16 protein-coding genes and 1 pseudogene are annotated in these 17,904 nt (G+C 45.7%); 5 read left to right on the top strand and 12 right to left on the bottom strand.

Annotated elements, in window-relative coordinates; all coding sequences use genetic code 11:
• Nucleotides 1–2 precede the first annotated feature (2 nt).
• From xdhB to OCV19_RS21460, 7 genes are all read right to left on the bottom strand, one after another.
• A complete protein-coding gene (gene xdhB, locus OCV19_RS21490; protein ID WP_065676288.1) occupies nucleotides 3–2,393 on the bottom strand; it encodes a xanthine dehydrogenase molybdopterin binding subunit in 2,391 nt (796 codons plus the stop codon).
• On the bottom strand, nucleotides 2,386–3,831 hold the full coding sequence (gene xdhA / locus OCV19_RS21485; RefSeq protein ID WP_065676287.1) for a xanthine dehydrogenase small subunit: 1,446 nt from the start codon (nucleotides 3,829–3,831) through the stop codon (nucleotides 2,386–2,388). The genes xdhB and xdhA overlap by 8 nt, the downstream gene beginning before the upstream one ends.
• Before the next feature lie 451 nt (nucleotides 3,832–4,282).
• Nucleotides 4,283–5,017 (bottom strand): GntR family transcriptional regulator, encoded by a 735-nt coding sequence (locus OCV19_RS21480; protein ID WP_065676286.1) that lies wholly within the window; start codon nucleotides 5,015–5,017, stop codon nucleotides 4,283–4,285.
• A 194-nt stretch (nucleotides 5,018–5,211) separates the two neighbouring features.
• Complete coding sequence (locus OCV19_RS21475) at nucleotides 5,212–5,898, bottom strand: DNA-3-methyladenine glycosylase I (RefSeq protein WP_065676285.1); 687 nt, start codon at nucleotides 5,896–5,898, stop codon at nucleotides 5,212–5,214.
• A 102-nt stretch (nucleotides 5,899–6,000) separates the two neighbouring features.
• Nucleotides 6,001–6,498 carry a GNAT family N-acetyltransferase gene (locus OCV19_RS21470; protein ID WP_065676284.1) on the bottom strand — a complete coding sequence of 166 codons (498 nt, stop codon included), beginning with the start codon at nucleotides 6,496–6,498 and terminating at the stop codon, nucleotides 6,001–6,003.
• Between the two features lie 41 nt (nucleotides 6,499–6,539).
• Nucleotides 6,540–7,166 (bottom strand): HD domain-containing protein, encoded by a 627-nt coding sequence (locus tag OCV19_RS21465; RefSeq protein ID WP_065676283.1) that lies wholly within the window; start codon nucleotides 7,164–7,166, stop codon nucleotides 6,540–6,542.
• Nucleotides 7,167–7,341: 175 nt separating this feature from the next.
• On the bottom strand, nucleotides 7,342–8,001 hold the full coding sequence (locus tag OCV19_RS21460; RefSeq protein ID WP_010432777.1) for an HAD family hydrolase: 660 nt from the start codon (nucleotides 7,999–8,001) through the stop codon (nucleotides 7,342–7,344).
• 411 nt (nucleotides 8,002–8,412) lie between these two features.
• Here OCV19_RS21460 and OCV19_RS21455 point away from each other — a divergent pair, with 411 nt between their 5' ends.
• The gene (locus tag OCV19_RS21455; RefSeq protein WP_010432780.1) at nucleotides 8,413–9,741 is read left to right on the top strand and encodes an anaerobic C4-dicarboxylate transporter; all 1,329 of its coding nucleotides are present in this window, start codon (nucleotides 8,413–8,415) and stop codon (nucleotides 9,739–9,741) included.
• 102 nt (nucleotides 9,742–9,843) lie between these two features.
• Here OCV19_RS21455 and OCV19_RS21450 read toward each other — a convergent pair whose 3' ends face one another.
• Nucleotides 9,844–10,167, bottom strand: coding sequence for a DUF4144 domain-containing protein (locus OCV19_RS21450; protein WP_050647471.1), 324 nt, complete (start codon nucleotides 10,165–10,167; stop codon nucleotides 9,844–9,846).
• Between the two features lie 131 nt (nucleotides 10,168–10,298).
• On the opposite strand from OCV19_RS21450, the pseudogene OCV19_RS21445 reads away from it, so the two are divergent.
• Nucleotides 10,299–11,565, top strand: a pseudogene (locus OCV19_RS21445) (IS4 family transposase).
• Between the two features lie 31 nt (nucleotides 11,566–11,596).
• Here the strand turns inward: OCV19_RS21445 and OCV19_RS21440 are convergent.
• From OCV19_RS21440 to OCV19_RS21425, 4 genes are all read right to left on the bottom strand, one after another.
• Nucleotides 11,597–11,863, bottom strand: a complete 267-nt coding sequence (locus OCV19_RS21440; protein ID WP_019821272.1) for a Txe/YoeB family addiction module toxin — start codon at nucleotides 11,861–11,863, stop codon at nucleotides 11,597–11,599.
• Nucleotides 11,853–12,110 carry a type II toxin-antitoxin system Phd/YefM family antitoxin gene (locus OCV19_RS21435; RefSeq protein ID WP_017061616.1) on the bottom strand — a complete coding sequence of 86 codons (258 nt, stop codon included), beginning with the start codon at nucleotides 12,108–12,110 and terminating at the stop codon, nucleotides 11,853–11,855. The genes OCV19_RS21440 and OCV19_RS21435 overlap by 11 nt, the downstream gene beginning before the upstream one ends.
• Before the next feature lie 186 nt (nucleotides 12,111–12,296).
• Complete coding sequence (locus OCV19_RS21430; protein WP_050653202.1) at nucleotides 12,297–13,088, bottom strand: CLCA_X family protein; 792 nt, start codon at nucleotides 13,086–13,088, stop codon at nucleotides 12,297–12,299.
• A 120-nt stretch (nucleotides 13,089–13,208) separates the two neighbouring features.
• Nucleotides 13,209–13,898, bottom strand: a complete 690-nt coding sequence (locus tag OCV19_RS21425) for a flavin reductase family protein (protein ID WP_065675316.1) — start codon at nucleotides 13,896–13,898, stop codon at nucleotides 13,209–13,211.
• 233 nt (nucleotides 13,899–14,131) lie between these two features.
• Here OCV19_RS21425 and OCV19_RS21420 point away from each other — a divergent pair, with 233 nt between their 5' ends.
• The 3 genes from OCV19_RS21420 (at nucleotide 14,132) to OCV19_RS21410 (ending at nucleotide 17,853) form a co-directional block, all read left to right on the top strand.
• The gene (locus OCV19_RS21420) at nucleotides 14,132–15,463 is read left to right on the top strand and encodes a ferredoxin reductase family protein (protein WP_065675315.1); all 1,332 of its coding nucleotides are present in this window, start codon (nucleotides 14,132–14,134) and stop codon (nucleotides 15,461–15,463) included.
• A gap of 139 nt (nucleotides 15,464–15,602) precedes the next feature.
• Nucleotides 15,603–16,010, top strand: a complete 408-nt coding sequence (locus tag OCV19_RS21415; protein WP_017061620.1) for a hypothetical protein — start codon at nucleotides 15,603–15,605, stop codon at nucleotides 16,008–16,010.
• Between the two features lie 469 nt (nucleotides 16,011–16,479).
• Complete coding sequence (locus OCV19_RS21410; protein WP_065675314.1) at nucleotides 16,480–17,853, top strand: carbohydrate porin; 1,374 nt, start codon at nucleotides 16,480–16,482, stop codon at nucleotides 17,851–17,853.
• Nucleotides 17,854–17,904: the final 51 nt, after the last annotated feature.

The following is a 17,904-nucleotide window of genomic DNA, read 5'->3' as shown; positions in this document are numbered from 1 at the left end:
TATTAAGCCGTTTCTGATTGTGCATCGACCGAAGTCGGAGCCGTTTCAGAGACTTCCTGAATCGCCATCAGAATGCGCTCTGGCGTTGCAGGCGTGTTGAGCTTTGGAATCGCGCCATCGACAGCGACATAGCTAATGGCATCTTTCAGTGCGCTCCATACCGACATACCCAACATGAAAGGTGGTTCACCCACGGCTTTCGAGTTGAAGACTGTGTCTTCTGGGTTGCTGCGGTTTTCCAAAAGGTGCGTTCTGAAATCAATCGGCATATCAGCAATCGCAGGGATTTTGTAACTCGCAGGGCCATTGGTCATTAAGCGGCCTTGTTGGTTCCACACCAACTCTTCCGTTGTTAGCCAGCCGACACCTTGCACAAAGCCACCTTCAACTTGGCCGATATCAATCGCAGGGTTCAAGGAAGCGCCCACATCATGCAGAATATCCACACGTAGAATCTTGTTTTCGCCGGTTAGAGTATCGACGATAACCTCTGAACAAGATGCGCCATACGCGTAGTAGTAGAACGGGCGACCGCGTGCTTTCTCGTGATCGTAATAGATCTTCGGAGTGCGGTAGAAGCCAGTGCTCGATAGCGAGATTTGGTTAAACCAAGCCAGTTCAACAAATGATTTGAAGGTCATGATTTCGTCGCGGATTTGCACCATGCCGTTCTTAAACACCACTTCTTCAGGCCACACTTTGAAGTGCGAAGAAGCAAAGTCGATCAGGCGCTGCTTAATCGTTATTGCGGCGTTTTGCGCGGCCTTACCGTTGAGGTCGGCGCCCGATGAGGCTGCGGTTGGTGATGTGTTCGGAACTTTGTCTGTGTTTGTAGCGGTGATCTGGATACGTTCGACATCGACTTGGAACTCCTGTGCAACGATTTGTGCCACTTTGATGTTCAAGCCTTGCCCCATTTCCGTACCACCGTGATTCAAATGAATACTGCCATCGGTGTAGATATGGATGAGCGCACCTGCTTGGTTCAAGAAAGTCGCAGTAAACGAGATGCCGAATTTCACTGGTGTGATCGCAAGGCCTTTCTTCAAGATAGGGCTTTGCTTGTTGAACTCAGCGATTTCTTTACGACGTGCGTGATAGTCACTGCTGCGTTCAAGCTGTTCGGTTATCTCAGGTAAAAAGTTGTCTTCAACGGTTTGGTAGTAATGGGTCACGTTACGGCCTTCTTCACCGTAGTAGTTCGCCTTACGTACTTCCAAAGGATCTTTTTTCAGGTAACGCGCAATCTCGTCCATGATGTGTTCAATCGTCATCATGCCTTGCGGGCCACCAAAGCCACGGTAAGCGGTGTTCGATGCTGTATTGGTTTTGCATCGATGACCGACCACAGTTGCATCACCTAGATAATAGGCGTTGTCTGAGTGGAACATCGCGCGGTCGACAATAGAACTTGATAAGTCTGGCGAGTAGCCACAGTTACCTGCAACGGTAATATCGGCACCTTGAATCACACCATTGTCGTCAAAACCGACCGTATATTGATTGTAGAACGGGTGGCGTTTACCAGTTTGCTGCATGTCTTCATTGCGCAGCAAACGCATTTTTGTAGGTCGACCTGTAAGGTGAGCAATAACCGCAGCCATACATGCTGGAGAGGCCGCTTGGGTCTCTTTACCACCGAAACCACCACCCATACGACGCATATCAATCACGACTTTGTGCATCGGTACACCAATCACTTCCGCAACCAGTTTTTGAACTTCGGTCGGGTTTTGAGTCGAGGTGTACACGATCATGCCGCCGTCTTCGGTTGGCATCACGCTACTGATTTGAGTTTCTAGGTAGAAGTGCTCTTGGCCGCCGATCTCTAGGTCACCAGAGATCACGTGTTTCGCTTTTGCCAGTGCTGCTTTAGAGTCACCACGTTGTTGAGTGTGGCTCTCTGTGACGAAGTGTTCTTTCTCTAGCGCTTCTTTTACATCAAGAATCGCAGGCAGTTCTTCATATTCAATGATTGCAGCGTGTGCGGCTTTACGTGCGGTTTCTAAATCGTTAGCTGCCACGGCAATCACAGGTTGACCGTAATATTCGACTTTGCCATCAGCAAGCAGTGGGTCACCCGGAAGGATGGCACCGATATCCAGTTCACCTGGCACATCTTTGGCTTGAATGGCAATTGCCACGCCTTCAAATTCGTAACACGGTGACAGGTCTATTTTGGTGATGTTGGCGTGTGCTTGCGTGCTCAGGCGAGCGTAGACATGCAGCTGATTTGGGAACTCTAGGCGGTCATCAATGTATACCGCTTCGCCCGTTACTTGCTTGGCTGCACTGTCGTGTTTAACGCTTTTTCCGACGCCAGTTTTTAGATCTTGTTTTGCAATGGTAACCATCTCTTCGTGGGTCATCGCATGCTCGTGTGATTTAGACATAAGACGTTACCCTTGTTTCGATTTGGTTGTTTTTGTTCTGTTGTTCAATGAAGTAACGACGCAACATATTTGCTGCCGACAATGAACGATATTCTTGGCTTGCACGGAAATCAGAGAGCGGCTCAAAGTCGTTATACAGTTCCTGCATTGCTAACTTAATATTAGCGTCTGTCCACGGTTTGCCTAATAACGTGTTTTCACAACGCGCCGCTCGCTTAGGCGTTGCAGCCATACCTCCAAAGGCGATACGAGCGTAAGACACCTTGCCGTCTTCGATTTGAATATCAAACGCACCACATACCGCAGAGATGTCATCGTCTAAACGTTTAGACAGTTTGTAAGCTCGGAAGCTGTCGTTAGTTGGCTTAGGAATGATGATCTGTTCAATGAACTCACTCTCTTTTTGCGCCGTCACTTTGTAGCTGATGAAGTAATCTTCAATCGGCATCGTACGTGACTCGTCACCGCAACGAAGTTTGATCTTCGCGTTCAGGGCAATCAGCAGAGGAGGGGTGTCACCGATAGGCGAGGCATTCGCCACGTTACCGCCGATGGTGCCTTGGTTACGTACTTGCAGTGAAGCAAAGCGGTGCAGTAGCTCGCCAAAATCTGGGTAGTGTTTTTTCAGTAGTGCGTAAGAGTCACTGATTGGAAGGTTGGCACCAATGATTAAGTCGGTGTCGGTCTCTTCACATACCTTCATGTCTTCAACAAGGTTTACGCTGATCAGTGTTTCTATCTCGCGGTGGAATTGCGTCACTTCCAGTGCTAAATCCGTGCCGCCAGCAACCAGCTTAGCGTTCGGGTGGGCTTGGAAAAGCTTGGCCAACTCATCAGTGCTTTTCGGGGAAAAAGCGGTGAGGTGACCAAGGCGTAGGTTGGCTTCGGTGTCTTGAATATCTTCTAGCTTCTTGATGGTGTTGCGTTCAAGTTCAGCAAATTGGTCGATCAAAGGTTGGTCTGTTGAAAGCGACATCGCGGCATCAACAATAGGTCGGTAGCCTGTACAGCGACATAGGTTACCCGCCAGTGATTCCATGACATCTTCTTTGCTCGCATCGGGTTTGTTCTTGCCTAGCGCAAACATTGACATGATGAAGCCCGGCGTACAGTAACCACATTGTGAACCGTGAAAATCAACCACAGCTTTCTGTACAGGGTGCAGTGACTTGTCTCGGTTTTGTAGATCTTCTACTGTGATTAGCTGTTTTCCGTGCAGCGCTGAAACGAACGTAAGGCAAGAGTTCACCGAGCGGTATTGCAGCTGTCCATCCACCACTTCACCTAAAACGACGGTACATGCGCCACAGTCACCCGACCCACAACCTTCTTTGGTACCGGTTTTATTAACCTTGGTACGAAGGTAATTGAGCACTGTCATATTCGGCGACAGATTGTCTTCACGTCTTATTTCCTGATTGAGCAAAAAAGTAATCAAGAGACCTCCTTGTAAATCGACATTGTTCCATGTGTATTCTTTTTGACTTCTAGGTCAATAATTATCCATCCTGACCCTGTGGTCAACTATTTATTTACAAAAATGCAACAACATTGCGCATTGTTGGATTGTGTACAATTTATTCCATTGTCTATTTGTTTGTTTTATAAGGAGTTTATGGTCTTTTGGTAAGTTTAATGGTGTGAATGTGTTTTTAACGATGTATACAAAAATTGTAGAATTTTAAGGAAGCGAGTACATCGGTGTTATTCAGTTCTATAGCCTCATTTAGGCAAGTAATAACAAGGCGAACAGGGGAAGTCGTGGTGATTTTCTAACGATGGAAGAGGGCTTTACGCATAAAAAAGAGAAGTAAACGCTGAGGCTTACTTCTCTCTTGTTTGTTAACGAAAAGTTGTTAACAAAAGGTTGGGCTATCTAGTTAGCAGAACTATGACTTGCTCTTGAGCAGATCAGAGAACACCACATGCAGGTCGCTCGAAGCTGTGTTGCTGTCTAGATTGAGTTTGGATCGAATGTGGCTTAAGTGCTCTCGCATTAGGTCAACGGCTTGCTCTTCATCGCCAGACTCTATCGCATCAAGTAACCCTTCATGCTCATCCAAAGAGCAGTTCGAGTGGCTACCGGTTTCGTATTGGGCAATAAGTAGAGAGGTTTGCGATACCAAGCTGCGTTGGAAAGCCAGCAGTGGCGCGTTCTCAGCCATTTCAGCCAGTTTGATGTGGAACTCACCAGATAAACGTAAGCCAGAACCATAGTCACCTTGGTCAAAGGCGCAGTTCTCTTTCGCGACCAGTTTTCTACACTCGTCGATTTGGGCTTTGGTTGCATTCTTAACTGCTAGCTCAGTGATAGCAATTTCCATCACTTCACGTGCTTTAAAGATCTGTTTGGCTTCGTCAACCGTTGGCGCAGCAATCACGGCTCCTCGGTTAGGACGGATCACCACAACTTGTTCTAAAGAAAGACGCAGTAAGGCACGGCGGATAATGGTGCGGCTAACGCTAAAGATTTCTGCTAACGCTTCTTCGCTTAATTTGGTGGCTGGTGGCAGCCTTTGTTCTAGTATCGCGTCGAAGATATGGCAGTAAACAACATCGTCTTGAGTCTGGCCTGTTACTTTCGTTTTTACACCTTTGGAGACAGAGTTTTTGAGAACTGTCATAGAGATAAGGACCCTTGTTTAGTCGAGTTGGGTTGGTCGAGAATAATTCATGAGTATTACTCTATATTGTATACATTTATCTATACAATGCCACTGGATGAAAGTGCGATGCACGCTTATTTGTTAATGACTTATAACATTTAGTTTGCAGGGAACTGTGTGCAATCTAAAGCTTTAAGACATTCGCCCTAAAACTAGACGCGGTTGTCGCCACAGCTGTACGCCACGATCTGGCTGATTTCGCTGAGGCTACGACCTGATTGTTGCTGCCATTCGTTGAAAGCCTTACTCGCCGCGATTTGTGCTCGCTTGGTGTTACGACCGCTATCGACCACATCGGTACTGCGTAGGTGCGCTTCAACGTCCGACGACAAGATCAAAGTGTCTTTACCCATTTGGCGTAAGGTGTAAGCGCCTGTATTTCCGCCCAGTCGCTTGCCGTGTTTCTTCAGATAATCCCAAAGTTCGGTGATGCGTTCTGATGGCCAGTCGGCAACCATTTGCGAGAATGAATCGGCTTCACGCTTGGCATTATGAATCATGGTGGCATTGGCAGGGATAGTCATCACCTTGGTAAGGTGACGAATAATGCGCGGGTCTTGCGCTTTCTGTTCCCACATCTCATTCGGCAGCATCAGCATTTTTTCGATGTCGAACTCGAAGAACACCTCTTCAAATTGCGGCCATTTCTTTCTCACCAAATTCCATGAAATACCACACTGGAATACCTTTTCGGTAAAGGCGGCTAGCCAACGGTCGTCGGTGATTTGCGATAATTCGGCTTGGGAAAGGGGCGCACGAACAATCTTTTCGAGTTCGGCCGCTCCGCCTTTGCGGTGAGCTGCACGTTGGTAAATAGTATCGAATTTTTCTTGGGTCATTGGAGGTTCCAAATTACATCTGTGTATCTTGAGTGTGTAGCTAATGCTTAATGATATGGGGTTGAATCTAGTAATTAAAACCAGTTTGTTGATCAAAACAAACTAGCCGAGCTTTAATTCCATTTGATACAGGGGCCATGTTTTACCATTGAACTCTTTTACGCTCGGCTCTTTGTCTACCACTTGAAAGCCGGCTTTGTCGTAGCAGCGTTTTGCGCCGTGGTTTTGCTTAAATACCGCTAAGGTGATGGTGGTGACATCTGGTATTTCTTTCGCCGCTTCTAATGCACTTTCTATCATGGATTGCCCAAGCCCTTTACCACGTTGGCTTGGGCGAATCGCGACTCGGCAAAAGCGAAGCTCACTGTCTGACATGCGTTGAAATTCCATAAAGCCAAGCAAGTCATTAGCATTCGAGTTAGTGCTAGATGTGGAGAATGTGTACAGCTCGACATGGGGCTCTTGAGAACGTTCAATGATGGAGGCGGCTTCTAATGGCCAACCAAAGGTTCGCCCTCCCCACAGAACGTAGTCTTCTAGGGATGTAAACCAAGTGACGATCTCTTCGGCGTCGGATGCTTTAAAGCGGTTGATTTCCATATCCTTCTCTCTCCCTTATCGCGTGTCTCTTTTGTAATCCGTTAAACTTCTGCGCCCAACTGTTCTAGAAAACCGCGCATGTAGTCGGTGCGCTTGTTGGCTTCTAATTTGGCGGATTCTGTATTCATGGTTTCAGCCAGCTTGAACAGTTTCACGTAGAAATGGTCGACACTGTAATTCTTGTCATCCAAGTCACGCAGCTTGGCGAACGGGTCTTCGTGGTTATAGAGCTCTGCGTTAAAGCTTTGGCCAACGTATAGGCAGCGAGCAATGCCGATCGCACCGAGAGAATCTAGGCGATCAGCATCTTGAACAATCTGTGCTTCCAAGGTTTCTGGTGTGATGTTGGCACTGTAACTGTGAGTGACAATCGCATGATGGATCTCGTCGAGATAGGGCGCAGGATACTCGATAGATTTGAGGAAAGAGATCGCCTTGTCTGCCGCCATTTGTGAGCTTTTGGCTCTGTCTGGGTGGTTCTTGGGAAAGGTGAAACAATCATGAAGGTAAGCAGCAGGCAGAACGACCTCAAGCTTAGCCTGTTCTTGAGTACATAAAGCCTTAGCTGTTTTGACAACGCGCTTGATGTGGCTGATATCATGCGCCGCATCTTGTGTCATTTCTTGTTGTGCAAAATCAAGCAGTTGGCTTTCAATTTTTTCAATCACGCGTCCCTTTCTCCCTTTCTAGACGTTATCAATGTTGCTTGTCAGTTAGCATCAGTTTCACATCGACTGTAACAGTTTCTAGCGCGATTTTTTATCTTTTATAAAAGGAATACCCACAAAAAAACCGACTCAGTGAGTCGGCTTAATATTGGTCTTAAATTGCTGTGATGGGCTTTTAAGCGGCGGCCTGTTGCAGCTGCGCCAATACATGATGCAGTGACGGGCTGATCGTGTGACCAAGCGCTTTAACTTCTTCGCAAGGTTCAACCAAATCTGGAATTTGGAAGCTGATCATGTTCGCTGCCATTGATGCACGAATACCGTTGTTCGAGTCCTCAAACGCTAGGCAGGTTTCAGGTGCAACACCTAAGCGTTCTGCCGCTAGCAGGTAGATCTCTGGATGAGGCTTGCCGTGAGTCACTTCGCAGCCTGTGCTTAACGAGGTGAAGTACGAATCTAGGCCAGCCAGCTCAAGCTTCTTCTTCGCGATATCAAGCTGAGTGGAGGTCGCCACCGCGATTGGAATGTCGTTTGATTTTAGCCATTCAAGCAGCTCAATTACGCCATCTTTTACTGGGATTGCTTGGTTTTTAACAATCGCACTGTAGCGGGTGCGCCATTCATTATTCAGCGCTGGGTAATCTAGCCCTTCACCATAACCGTTTCGAAAAATCTGTTCGATGGTTTTTGCGTTACAGCCGATGATGCCTAGGTAAACATCTTGCAAAAACGGAACACCTTGCGCGTGACATGCTTCTTCAAAAACCTGCATACAAAGTCGCTCAGTGTCGAGCAGCAGTCCATCCATATCAAAAATAGCAGCTTGAAAATTCATATACGTGGTTCTTTCTGTGTTGTCGTCGTGAGGGCAGGTATTTTGACATAGTGTCTAGTGATAGGCGAGTCAACGTTCAGTAAGAATGTATCCAATCGGCTCGGTAATATGCTTCTGAATGACTTTAAATGTGATTGATTATGGTTGGAATAATATCGCTCAGTTATGAGCTTGGTATTTTATAGGCCATCCAGATATAACAGAAACAATTATGATTATTCCACATAACAAATATAGCTTGTGCGTCTGGCTTCTTATTACATTTCATAAACTTACGGGCGTGTTAGCGTGACCATAATCTTATAAAAAGCAATTGCCTGGAGCCTGCAATCATAGTGTGACCAAGCAATAAGTAAATGGCTGAACTTAGGGAGAAAATAACATTAGTCCACATTTTTAGCAGGGTTGTTTATGTTGTATTTTGAGTTTCTATTTTTATTAGTCGTCCTTTATATCGGGTCTCGGTATGGCGGTATTGGCTTAGGTGTTGTTTCTGGTATTGGTTTGGTTATCGAGGTGTTTGTCTTCAAGATGCCACCAACGTCTCCTCCTGTCACCGTAATGCTGATCATCCTCGCCGTTGTTACTTGTGCTTCGATTCTCGAAGCGGCAGGTGGTTTGAAATACATGCTGCAAGTGGCGGAAAGGGTGCTAAGAAAGAATCCGAAACGCGTTACCCTGATAGCTCCGTTCGTGACTTACTCGATGACTTTCCTATTGGGTACTGGTCACGCGGTTTACTCCATCATGCCGATCATCGGTGATGTCGCACTGAAGAACGGTATTCGTCCTGAGCGCCCAATGGCAGCTGCGTCTGTCGCGTCTCAACTTGCTATCACGGCATCACCAATCTCAGCGGCTGTGGTGTATTACCTCGCACAGCTTTCTGATATTCAACATTCTATTACTCTGCTTTCTATTTTGATGGTGACGGTTCCTGCAACGCTGTTTGGTACGTTCTTACTTTCTTTGTACAGCTTGAAACGCGGTAAAGAGCTGAACGACGATCCTGAATACCAAGCGCGTCTAAAAGATCCTGAGTGGAAAAAGCGTATCGAAAGCACCACAGCGACGTCTTTGGATGAAGTGCTGCCAACTTCGGCTCGTAATGCGGTTTTGATTTTCCTACTTTCAATTGTCGTGATTGTTATCGTGGCGATGGTGCCTGAGATTAGAACCATCGTTGACGGCGACAAGCCAATCAAGATGTCGGTCATCATCCAAATGATGATGCTCTGCTTCGGCGGTATCATCTTGTTAGCGACTAAAACTGACCCGCGAGATGTGCCAAACGGCGTAGTATTTAAATCGGGTATGGTGGCGGCGATTGCTATCTTCGGTATCGCTTGGATGTCAGATACTTACTTCCAATACGCAATGCCTCAGTTCAAATCTGGCATCGTGGAAATGGTGACTAACTACCCATGGACGTTCGCACTAGCGCTATTCATCGTATCGGTTGTGGTGAACTCACAAGCGGCTACTGCACGTATGATGCTACCGGTTGGCCTTGGCTTAGGATTAGACCCAGCACTGCTTATCGGCTTGATGCCAGCGGTTTACGGTTACTTCTTCATCCCTAACTACCCATCAGATATCGCAACGGTGAACTTCGATGTGTCTGGCACTACCAAGATTGGTAAGTGGTACTTCAACCACTCATTCATGTCGGTTGGTTTGATCGGTGTGGTCGGCGCATGTTGCTTGGGCTACGCACTGGCACAGATTTTTATCGCTTAATTGTCGCTTAATCGACTAGCGAGATAAGAAACGAGAAACAGCGCCTATTGAGGCGCTGTTTTTGTTTTAACAGGTTTCGTTTTTTAGCTTTCAGGAGAGCTATTAACGTGGCTCAAAAGCCAGCGACTGAATTGCTTCTTCAATCGTTAAGAAGTGAATCTTCATCAAGCACACTTCGGCTTTCTGGAATTCGTGATTTCGAATCAGTTTAGTCACGCTTTCAACCGAATACTGCTCGGCTCGTTTAGCTAAACCCAGTTGGTTTGAGTTTGATTGTAGCGAGTAGCTGTCGCCCTCTGAATCAATCAGATAATCATCTTCGCCCAAGATCATGTCTGAGCATTCTGCTTGAAAATCTTGCTCGGACGCGACGTAAATAAGCTCATCGTCACCGTCGAGTTTTACCAAAGATGGCCAACTGATCATTACTGCTCTTTCTATGTGCTGCTCATAGACAGGATCTTAAGCTCTAAGCTATTTATTTAGATAGAAAAAAGGCTTCATTTATGATCAGATAATCGTCGCCAAACAAACCACCCATATCAACCGTGAAGCCGATGACGATTATCTCCCTACAAAAGCAGTTTAAGCAATTCTTTAATGCTGATAGCCTTCAAAAAATGGCGAAAAGTACAGGACTTATGAAGCGATGTCGGGCTATCTTACCCGACCAGCTAGTAGTAAGCCTAGTGGCCGCTTTGAGCAAAGGAAACTGCTCATCTATTGCCGATTTACTAAGGCAATTCAATGGGATGTGCTTAAGCGCTAAAGATACTGTGGCTTATAAGCCCTACCATAACCAGTTAAGAAAAGAAGAATTTCCGATATTCATGCGCCAATTGGCCATGCGAGCGATAGCTCAGTTTGCTCGCCAGCAGAGTGCCAACCTACCAGATAAACTCGCCACCTTTGATGATGTGCTGCTTCAAGATGGTAGCTCTTTCCACATTCATCGTGACCTTTCGAACGTTTACCCGAGCCGATTTAAACGCAATCCAGCCGCAGTTGAATGCCATATGACAATGTCTTTAAAAAGCTTTTCTCCAGTCGCAATGAGCATCAGCGCTGATACAGCATCAGAAAGAGACTTTTTGCCCGCCCCCAAAACAATGAGTAACAAATTGTTGTTGGCTGACGCAGGGTACCCTGACTTCCAATTCTTTACTGAGCTTGAACTGTATGGTGGTTTCTATATTTTTCGAGGAGCAAAGTCCCTGAATCCTCATGTTATAGAAGCGAGAAACGGTCAGGGCCGGCATTTATCTAAACTAGAAGGAAAGAAGCTCAAAGACATCACTCGAGGTACTAATCGCTCACAGGTACTCGACCTTAAAGTTCGTAGTGGTAAGCAAGAATTTAGAGTGGTAAGACGTTGGTTTGCCGAAGAAAAGCGATTCTGTATTTGGTTAACTAACTTGCCTTCAGGTACCTATACTGCTGATGACATAATGGCGATCTACCGCTGTCGATGGCAGGTGGAGTTGCTTTTTAAAGAATTAAAATCTCACACAAACTGGCAACGATTTGTCACCGCACAAAAGGCCATCGTTGATGGGCTTATCTGGGCCAGTTTACTCGCTGATCATCAGGCGCAGTACTGCGCTTCAGATAATGCCATCGGTCTCGCTGTTTAAGGCGGCAAAAAATGTGGATGTGTGGCTGTTGCCCATATTTGAATGTATCAGCCACAAGGCATGGTCAGAAATAGGCAATAAACTGGAATGGGCCTCTAGCTATATATTTAAGAACGCACAAAAGTCCGCCCAGAGGAAGTCAAAGAAAAACATCACGTTAGACGGGATTTATGCTGGTCTTAATGCTTAAGGTTCAGTCTATGATGTGCTGCTTACTGCTTTTAATAGTGGTGACGACAAGCAATTATGTAAAAGTTATCGTCATCTGCTTTATACACTAATCGATTCTTGTCATCGATTCGTCTTGACCAAAAGCCAGACAGGTTGCCGACTAGTGGCTCCGGCTTTCCAATCCCTTCAAAGGGCATTCTTTTGGCAGCTTCAATCAACTTATTTAGTTTCTTGAGCGTTTTCTTGTCTTGGGTTTGCCAGTATAGGTAATCTTCCCAAGCATTATCTGTAAATACAATCTTTCGATCATTCGTCATTATTCAATTCTCGAACGGTTGTATTTCCGGCTTCGAGTTGAGCAATGGATTCAGCCAATCTTTCAGCGTTTTTAGGCGAGCTCATTAGGTACAAGGTTTCTTGCATTGAATTAAAATGATCAAGAGACATTACCACGGCATCTTCTGAATCGCGTCTGGTTATTACCGTAACATCAGAATCGTCTACCACTCTATCGAGCACAGACTTAAGGCTATTTCTGGCCTCAGTAAAAGAAACAATATTCATCACTTATTTACCCTGTTGTTTTTGGATATGTTTAATCTTTCAATATACACAGAATAGTTAATCATTCATGGATTAACCATTATACATGTTCCGCTTGTTGTACATGTTATATCAGAGGTTGCACATGATCAACTTATGGTACATGTCATTCACTGTAAATCTGCAGAGTGCTACTGACTCAAAACGCTATTTACTTAAAGATCGGCCTAATGGTGCGAAGTAACCTTGCAGGGCTTGGTATATCTGTTCTCGGTGCGCCATATCAGGATACACGGGGTACATATCAGGCTTGGTTGTGCCATCCACTAGATAAGCGTTCTTGATATCGGAACACGATTCAATCACGGACTCAAAAGCACGCGCCATCATCTCTGTGGGTAGTGAGAAGTAACGGGCAGACATCGCCTTGTCGGCAATAACGCTGCGAGCCACGTAATCGTGTTTGTCCAAGTTATTGTCGCTAAGCAAAGTGGCGTCAAACAAAGACATCAAACTCTCGTTTAATGGATGTGGTCTTACTTTTCTATCGTGTAGCCAACAGTCACTGGCGAACAAGATTTGCTTGCGAGGACCGGAGGTGTCACCAATCTCAAACGCCTTTTCGGCGATGTAGTGGTCAAACGCATGCCAGAACTCGTGTGCGAGCGCGCCAGCTCCAGCGTTCTTGGCGAGGGCTAATTCTCTCTGGTTTGGGGCGTAGTGTGCTTGTACACCCTTTCTGCCACCACTGCCGAACGCTAAGCCTAATGTGCCACGTAAGCCAATTGCTTCTGGTGGCAAAGCCAAGATGTAAGCCAAGTCGGCTAGCGAGTCGAATATCAGATTTGCGGCCAACTCTTTTTCTTCTTTCGTGACCCAAGCCCCCACACGAATGCTGCCCATACCGAAGGTCTGTTTGATGTCCATAAAAGACACCTGGTCGCCGTGCCGGTAGTCTGGGCCTTCGCGCGTTTTGTATTTAAAGTGAGTTAACTTCAAAAGGGTCCTTGGAAACAGACGTAAGAATGAATGGGGTGCTCAGCGAGATGCACTTGTGTGAGATGCATCTCTTGGCGTTAAAGGACGTTAGCACTTTTGATAACAAATTGCCGAACAAAATTAGTCTAGATTAAGTTCGAACGCTTCCCATGAAGTTGGGTTACCTTCACGAGTGAGTGGAAAGAGTGGCTGTTGTGGTTTTGCATAGCTTAATCGGTGCAGTCTTTGAGTTACGTGGTAGCTATCAAGCCCTGATACCGTGACCAAATCCAACGCTTCTAAATCAAGGTAGCCATCCGGCATCACGGCGCGTTTGGGTGCGTGAATCGTTATAACTTCACCGATCAACATTTGCGTTTGATTGCTTTCGATTGTGATCTGTTCTTTGAACGCTAACCCTACCTTTAAACTGCTCTCCAAGACGAAAGGAGCGGGGAATTTGTCGTCATAATAGGCCGTTAAGCCGACCGCGTTGAATTCTGAGACTGGTTTAGGGTAGCGAGCCGAGGTTTGATGGGCCTTTTTAACAAAGTCAGCACCAATGCTGTTAACGGTGAAGTACTTTGTTTCTAGAATGTTTTCTAGCGTATGACGGCGGCTTTTATCTGGGCGAACAATAAAACCAAGCAGCGCCGGATCAGACCCTAGGTGAATGACAGAGCTTACTATCGCAAGGTTTTCAAACCCCTGTTTATCACAAGTGCCAATTAGGTTGGCGCTTTTAAATCCAGACAAGGAATTAACTAAACGAATGCGGTGGCGCGGATCCATTGTTTGGATATCTTGTTTAGAAAGGGTCATATCCTTCATATCTTCTCTTCTTCTCATTTATTGTTATCTTCGAGCATGCTCACTAACGGACTTATATGTACGAAGAATCCGCTTTTATCGATCAAAGAGCACTTATTGGCCGTGGGCAGTTTGTCTCTTTTATCTCTGCTACAGCACAATGAGCGAGATCCTTTGCATAGATTTACGTGCGTTGACGTCCCTTTACATCACAGGAGCTAAAGTAATGATGTCGTCTTTATGAGTGTTAAAAAATGAAAACAGTCCGCAATATCATTTGGGCAATGATTGCCACAATGTCAGCCTTTTGGTTTGCGATGGAACCGCAATTATTCGCTTCAAGCGATGTCTTTGAATGGCGCTCAGCCATGATTCAGTACTCAGGTATTTTGTCTCTGATGTTAATGTCCATCACCATGAGCTTGGCGATGCGTTTGCCTATGGTTGAGAATTGGCTGAAAGGTATGGATAAAGCATATCGAGTCCATAAATGGCTCGGTATCGGTGGTGTTGCACTGGGTGTGACACACTGGTTGTGGTACCAAATTCCTAAGTCATTGGTGGTGTCTGGCGTGTTAGATAAGCCTGTACGACACGATGGTTCAGGGCCGCAAGCTGTTTTGACAGGGTGGGAGTTATGGGTCAGTGAATTGCGCGGAATTGCTCAGAGTATTGGCGAATGGGGCTTCTACTTATTACTCATTTTACTGGTGGCGTCACTATGGGCGGCAGTGAAGTATAAACCGTTTAAATTGTCGCACCGTTTGATGTCGGTTGCGTACCTGTTTATCGCTTTTCACTCAGTAATACTGCTTAAACGAGCGTATTGGGGAGAGCCTATTTATTATCTAACTGTGGCATTTGCTTTGGTTGGGTCTATCGCAGCGATTTACAGTTTGTTGGGCTTGGTTGGGCGTCGTAATCGTCACTCAGCGGCCATTACCTCAACTCGTTATTTTCCACAAGCTGAGGTGATGGAGCTAGTCTTAAAACCTGATGCATCTTGGCAAGGTCACAAAGCTGGGCAGTTTGCGTACTTGCGTTTCGGTAATGAAGACCCGCATCCGTTTACGATTGTTTCTGGCAGTGATGATCCAGAACTGAGTTTCTTGATCAAAGAGTTGGGTGATTTTACCAATGGCCTATATGAGCGAGTGAAAGCAGGCGATGCGGTGACGGTTGAAGGACCCTATGGTCGACTTTATTTTGACCTAAGCAAACCACAAATTTGGATTGCTGGTGGTGTTGGGATCGCGTCGTTTTTTGCAACACTTGAAGCGCTCAAAACAGAACGAGATCATCCTCGTATTGAACTGTTTTATTGTACTCGCGGTGTTGATAAGCAATTAATCGATGAGTTGTGGCACCTTGCACACGCGGTTGGTGTGAAGTTGACCGTGATAGACACCTTACATTCACCTCGACTGAACGCCGGAAGAATTGTCAATCAATGTGGCGACCTCAACGAGTACGAGATGTATTTCTGTGGGCCGGAGTTGTTCTCTACATCACTGAAAAAAGAATTAGACACCTATCAATTTGATATTGAAAAGCACTATCACGAAGAGCTGTTTGTGATGCGTTAAAGCCAACTATTGGGGCTGTGATTGTTAAATTAGTCAATCGGCACAGCGCAAAAAGGCGTAAAGTCACTCAATTTGTTATTGCAGCGGTTTGCTATTGAGCGATACCATATAGGGCTGTTTCTTTGGTAAAGATGTAATTATGTCAGATGAAAAACTCGCACTAGAGTGGATGCGCCAACAAGCTCATAAAGTTGACCCATACGTTATCGATCCATCGTTTGATGAATGCGTTGAGTTGCTTGATCCTGCCTTCAAGAAAGGCAAGAGTGTTGCTCAACTCAAGTATCTGTTATCAGAAGCCGATCGCCGAGCGGGCGCGGCCGAGCGTAAGCATGCAGCCTTAAAGTATGCCAAAGAGAAGAGCCCGAATGCTGGTCAGATTCTGCGTCTGCAAAGCAAACTTCAACAAGTCCAGTTGGCGTTGAAATTGGCGACTGGCGACAACAACATGACCATCTCTCAGTTCTGTTCAGAGTATGACGTGACTAAGCGTGACGGCAATACGGCATGGAACGAAAAGCTGGTGGAGCAGGGTAAGAGAAAGTAGTCTTTTAAACACTTTACTCTTCTATAAACTGTCACGTTAGTTAATGTCATACACTTTTCAAAAACGACCTATTGTTATCAATGAACGCCTTTCTAAAGCCTGAAAAATCGCTTCTCAGGCTTTAATTTTTATAGCCAACCTGTTGCATTTTTTAGCGCCTTTCCTAATTCTCGTACTGGATTTTCTCTCTATTTTTCTGAGATAGCTAATGTGCGCGAGACACTATTTTTCGCCCATTAATCAATTTCACTTGTGACAAAGTTATCAGAATTATTCATTTTCGGTAACGTTCCCGAAATTATCGATCTATCATCCACTCAGATACAAAAGTGAAGTAATAAACACGACTGATTTCTATTTCTTCTTCGATATAGAGCTTATACATCAAAAGTATAAGCCGAAATGCGCTTACGAATTATTTTGGGAACGTTTGCAGACAATCCAAAACAATTAACGTGAGAACATCAGAATGAAACGACACATTTTAGCGGTTGCTGTAACAATGGGGTTAATGACTACATCGGTATTAGCAAGTGAAGACGTTGCAGCATTAGAGCAACGTATTAATGAATTAGAACAAAGGGTTGCACAAACAGAGCAGGTCTCTACCGAGGCCAATGAAAAGGCTTCTTCGTTTGAGTTTCACGGCTATGCTCGCTCTGGGTTATTGATCAACGACGACCTCAATGGCGCGACAGGCACTGGACCTTACATGACGACAGCTGGTGCCATTGGAGCTCCAATTGGACGTCTTGGTGTTGAAGATGATCATTACGTTGAAGCGAACTTGATTCATAAGCGATTTGCAGACGATGGCTCTAGTGCTTTGTTTCGCATCATGTTGGCCGACAGTACTGAGACAAATAACGAGTGGACTGCCAGCGAAAGCCAGTTGAATGTGCGACAAGTGTATTCAGAACTGAACCGTCTGAGTATGTTCTCTGAATCTGAAGCGTTTTCTGAAGCAACGTTCTGGGCGGGTAAACGATTCGATCGCGATAACTTTGATATTCACTTTTTCGATTCGGATATTGTCTTCTTATCAGGTACTGGTGCGGGCGTTTATGACGTTCAGATGAGCGACAACTGGAAAGCGAATTTCTCTATTTATGGTCGAGATTTTGGTGAGATTGATAGCTCGTCAACAGATGTAGAAAACTACATTGCAACCATGAATAACCGTATTGGCCAATGGCAAGTGATGTTGAGCGGTATGACCTCAGCAGACAACGATAGCCGCCTAAATGGCGCAGCTGAAAGCGGTGTACACGCAATGTTTGCATACCATGGAGACAACTTCTTTGGTCTGAGCGAAGGCTTCTCTAAAACGGGTATGTTAGTGGGTAGCGGCCTAGGTGCAGAGCTAAAAGGCATCGGTTCAAATGGTGATCTACTGGATGACGCGAAAGCCGTTCGCCTGTTTAGCTACGGTGTCACTCGCATTGGCGACAACTGGCGCTTAGCACCTGCATTAATGGCAGAGCATAGCCAAGACCGTCTGAAGAAGAATGACGAGTTCACATGGGCTTCTTTAAACGTTCGATTAGCTCAAGAGTTCACAGAGAACTTTGAGATGGTTTACGAAGGTTCATTGCAATACATGGATTTAGACAACTCGACAGAGCAAGCGAGCGGCGGTTTCTACAAAGCGACAGTTGCACCAACACTGAAGCTTTCAACTAGCACTGGTTTCTTTGATAGGCCTGAACTGCGTTTCGCTGTGAGCTATGTGGATTGGAGTGAAGACCTGAATGGTTACTCGATCAGCACTGAAGCAGATGCTGCAACGATGGGAGAGGGCGGCGAGGTTCTGTTTGCACTGCAGATGGAAACTTGGTTCTAATTGCTTGATATATCGTTTAGATAGAGAGTGTTACTCATGATGTGATAGTCG

Source organism: Vibrio celticus, assembly GCF_024347335.1.
Taxonomy (GTDB): domain Bacteria; phylum Pseudomonadota; class Gammaproteobacteria; order Enterobacterales; family Vibrionaceae; genus Vibrio; species Vibrio celticus.
The sequence above is the reverse complement of the archived record's forward strand: the minus strand, read 5'-3'. Positions and strand labels throughout refer to the sequence as shown.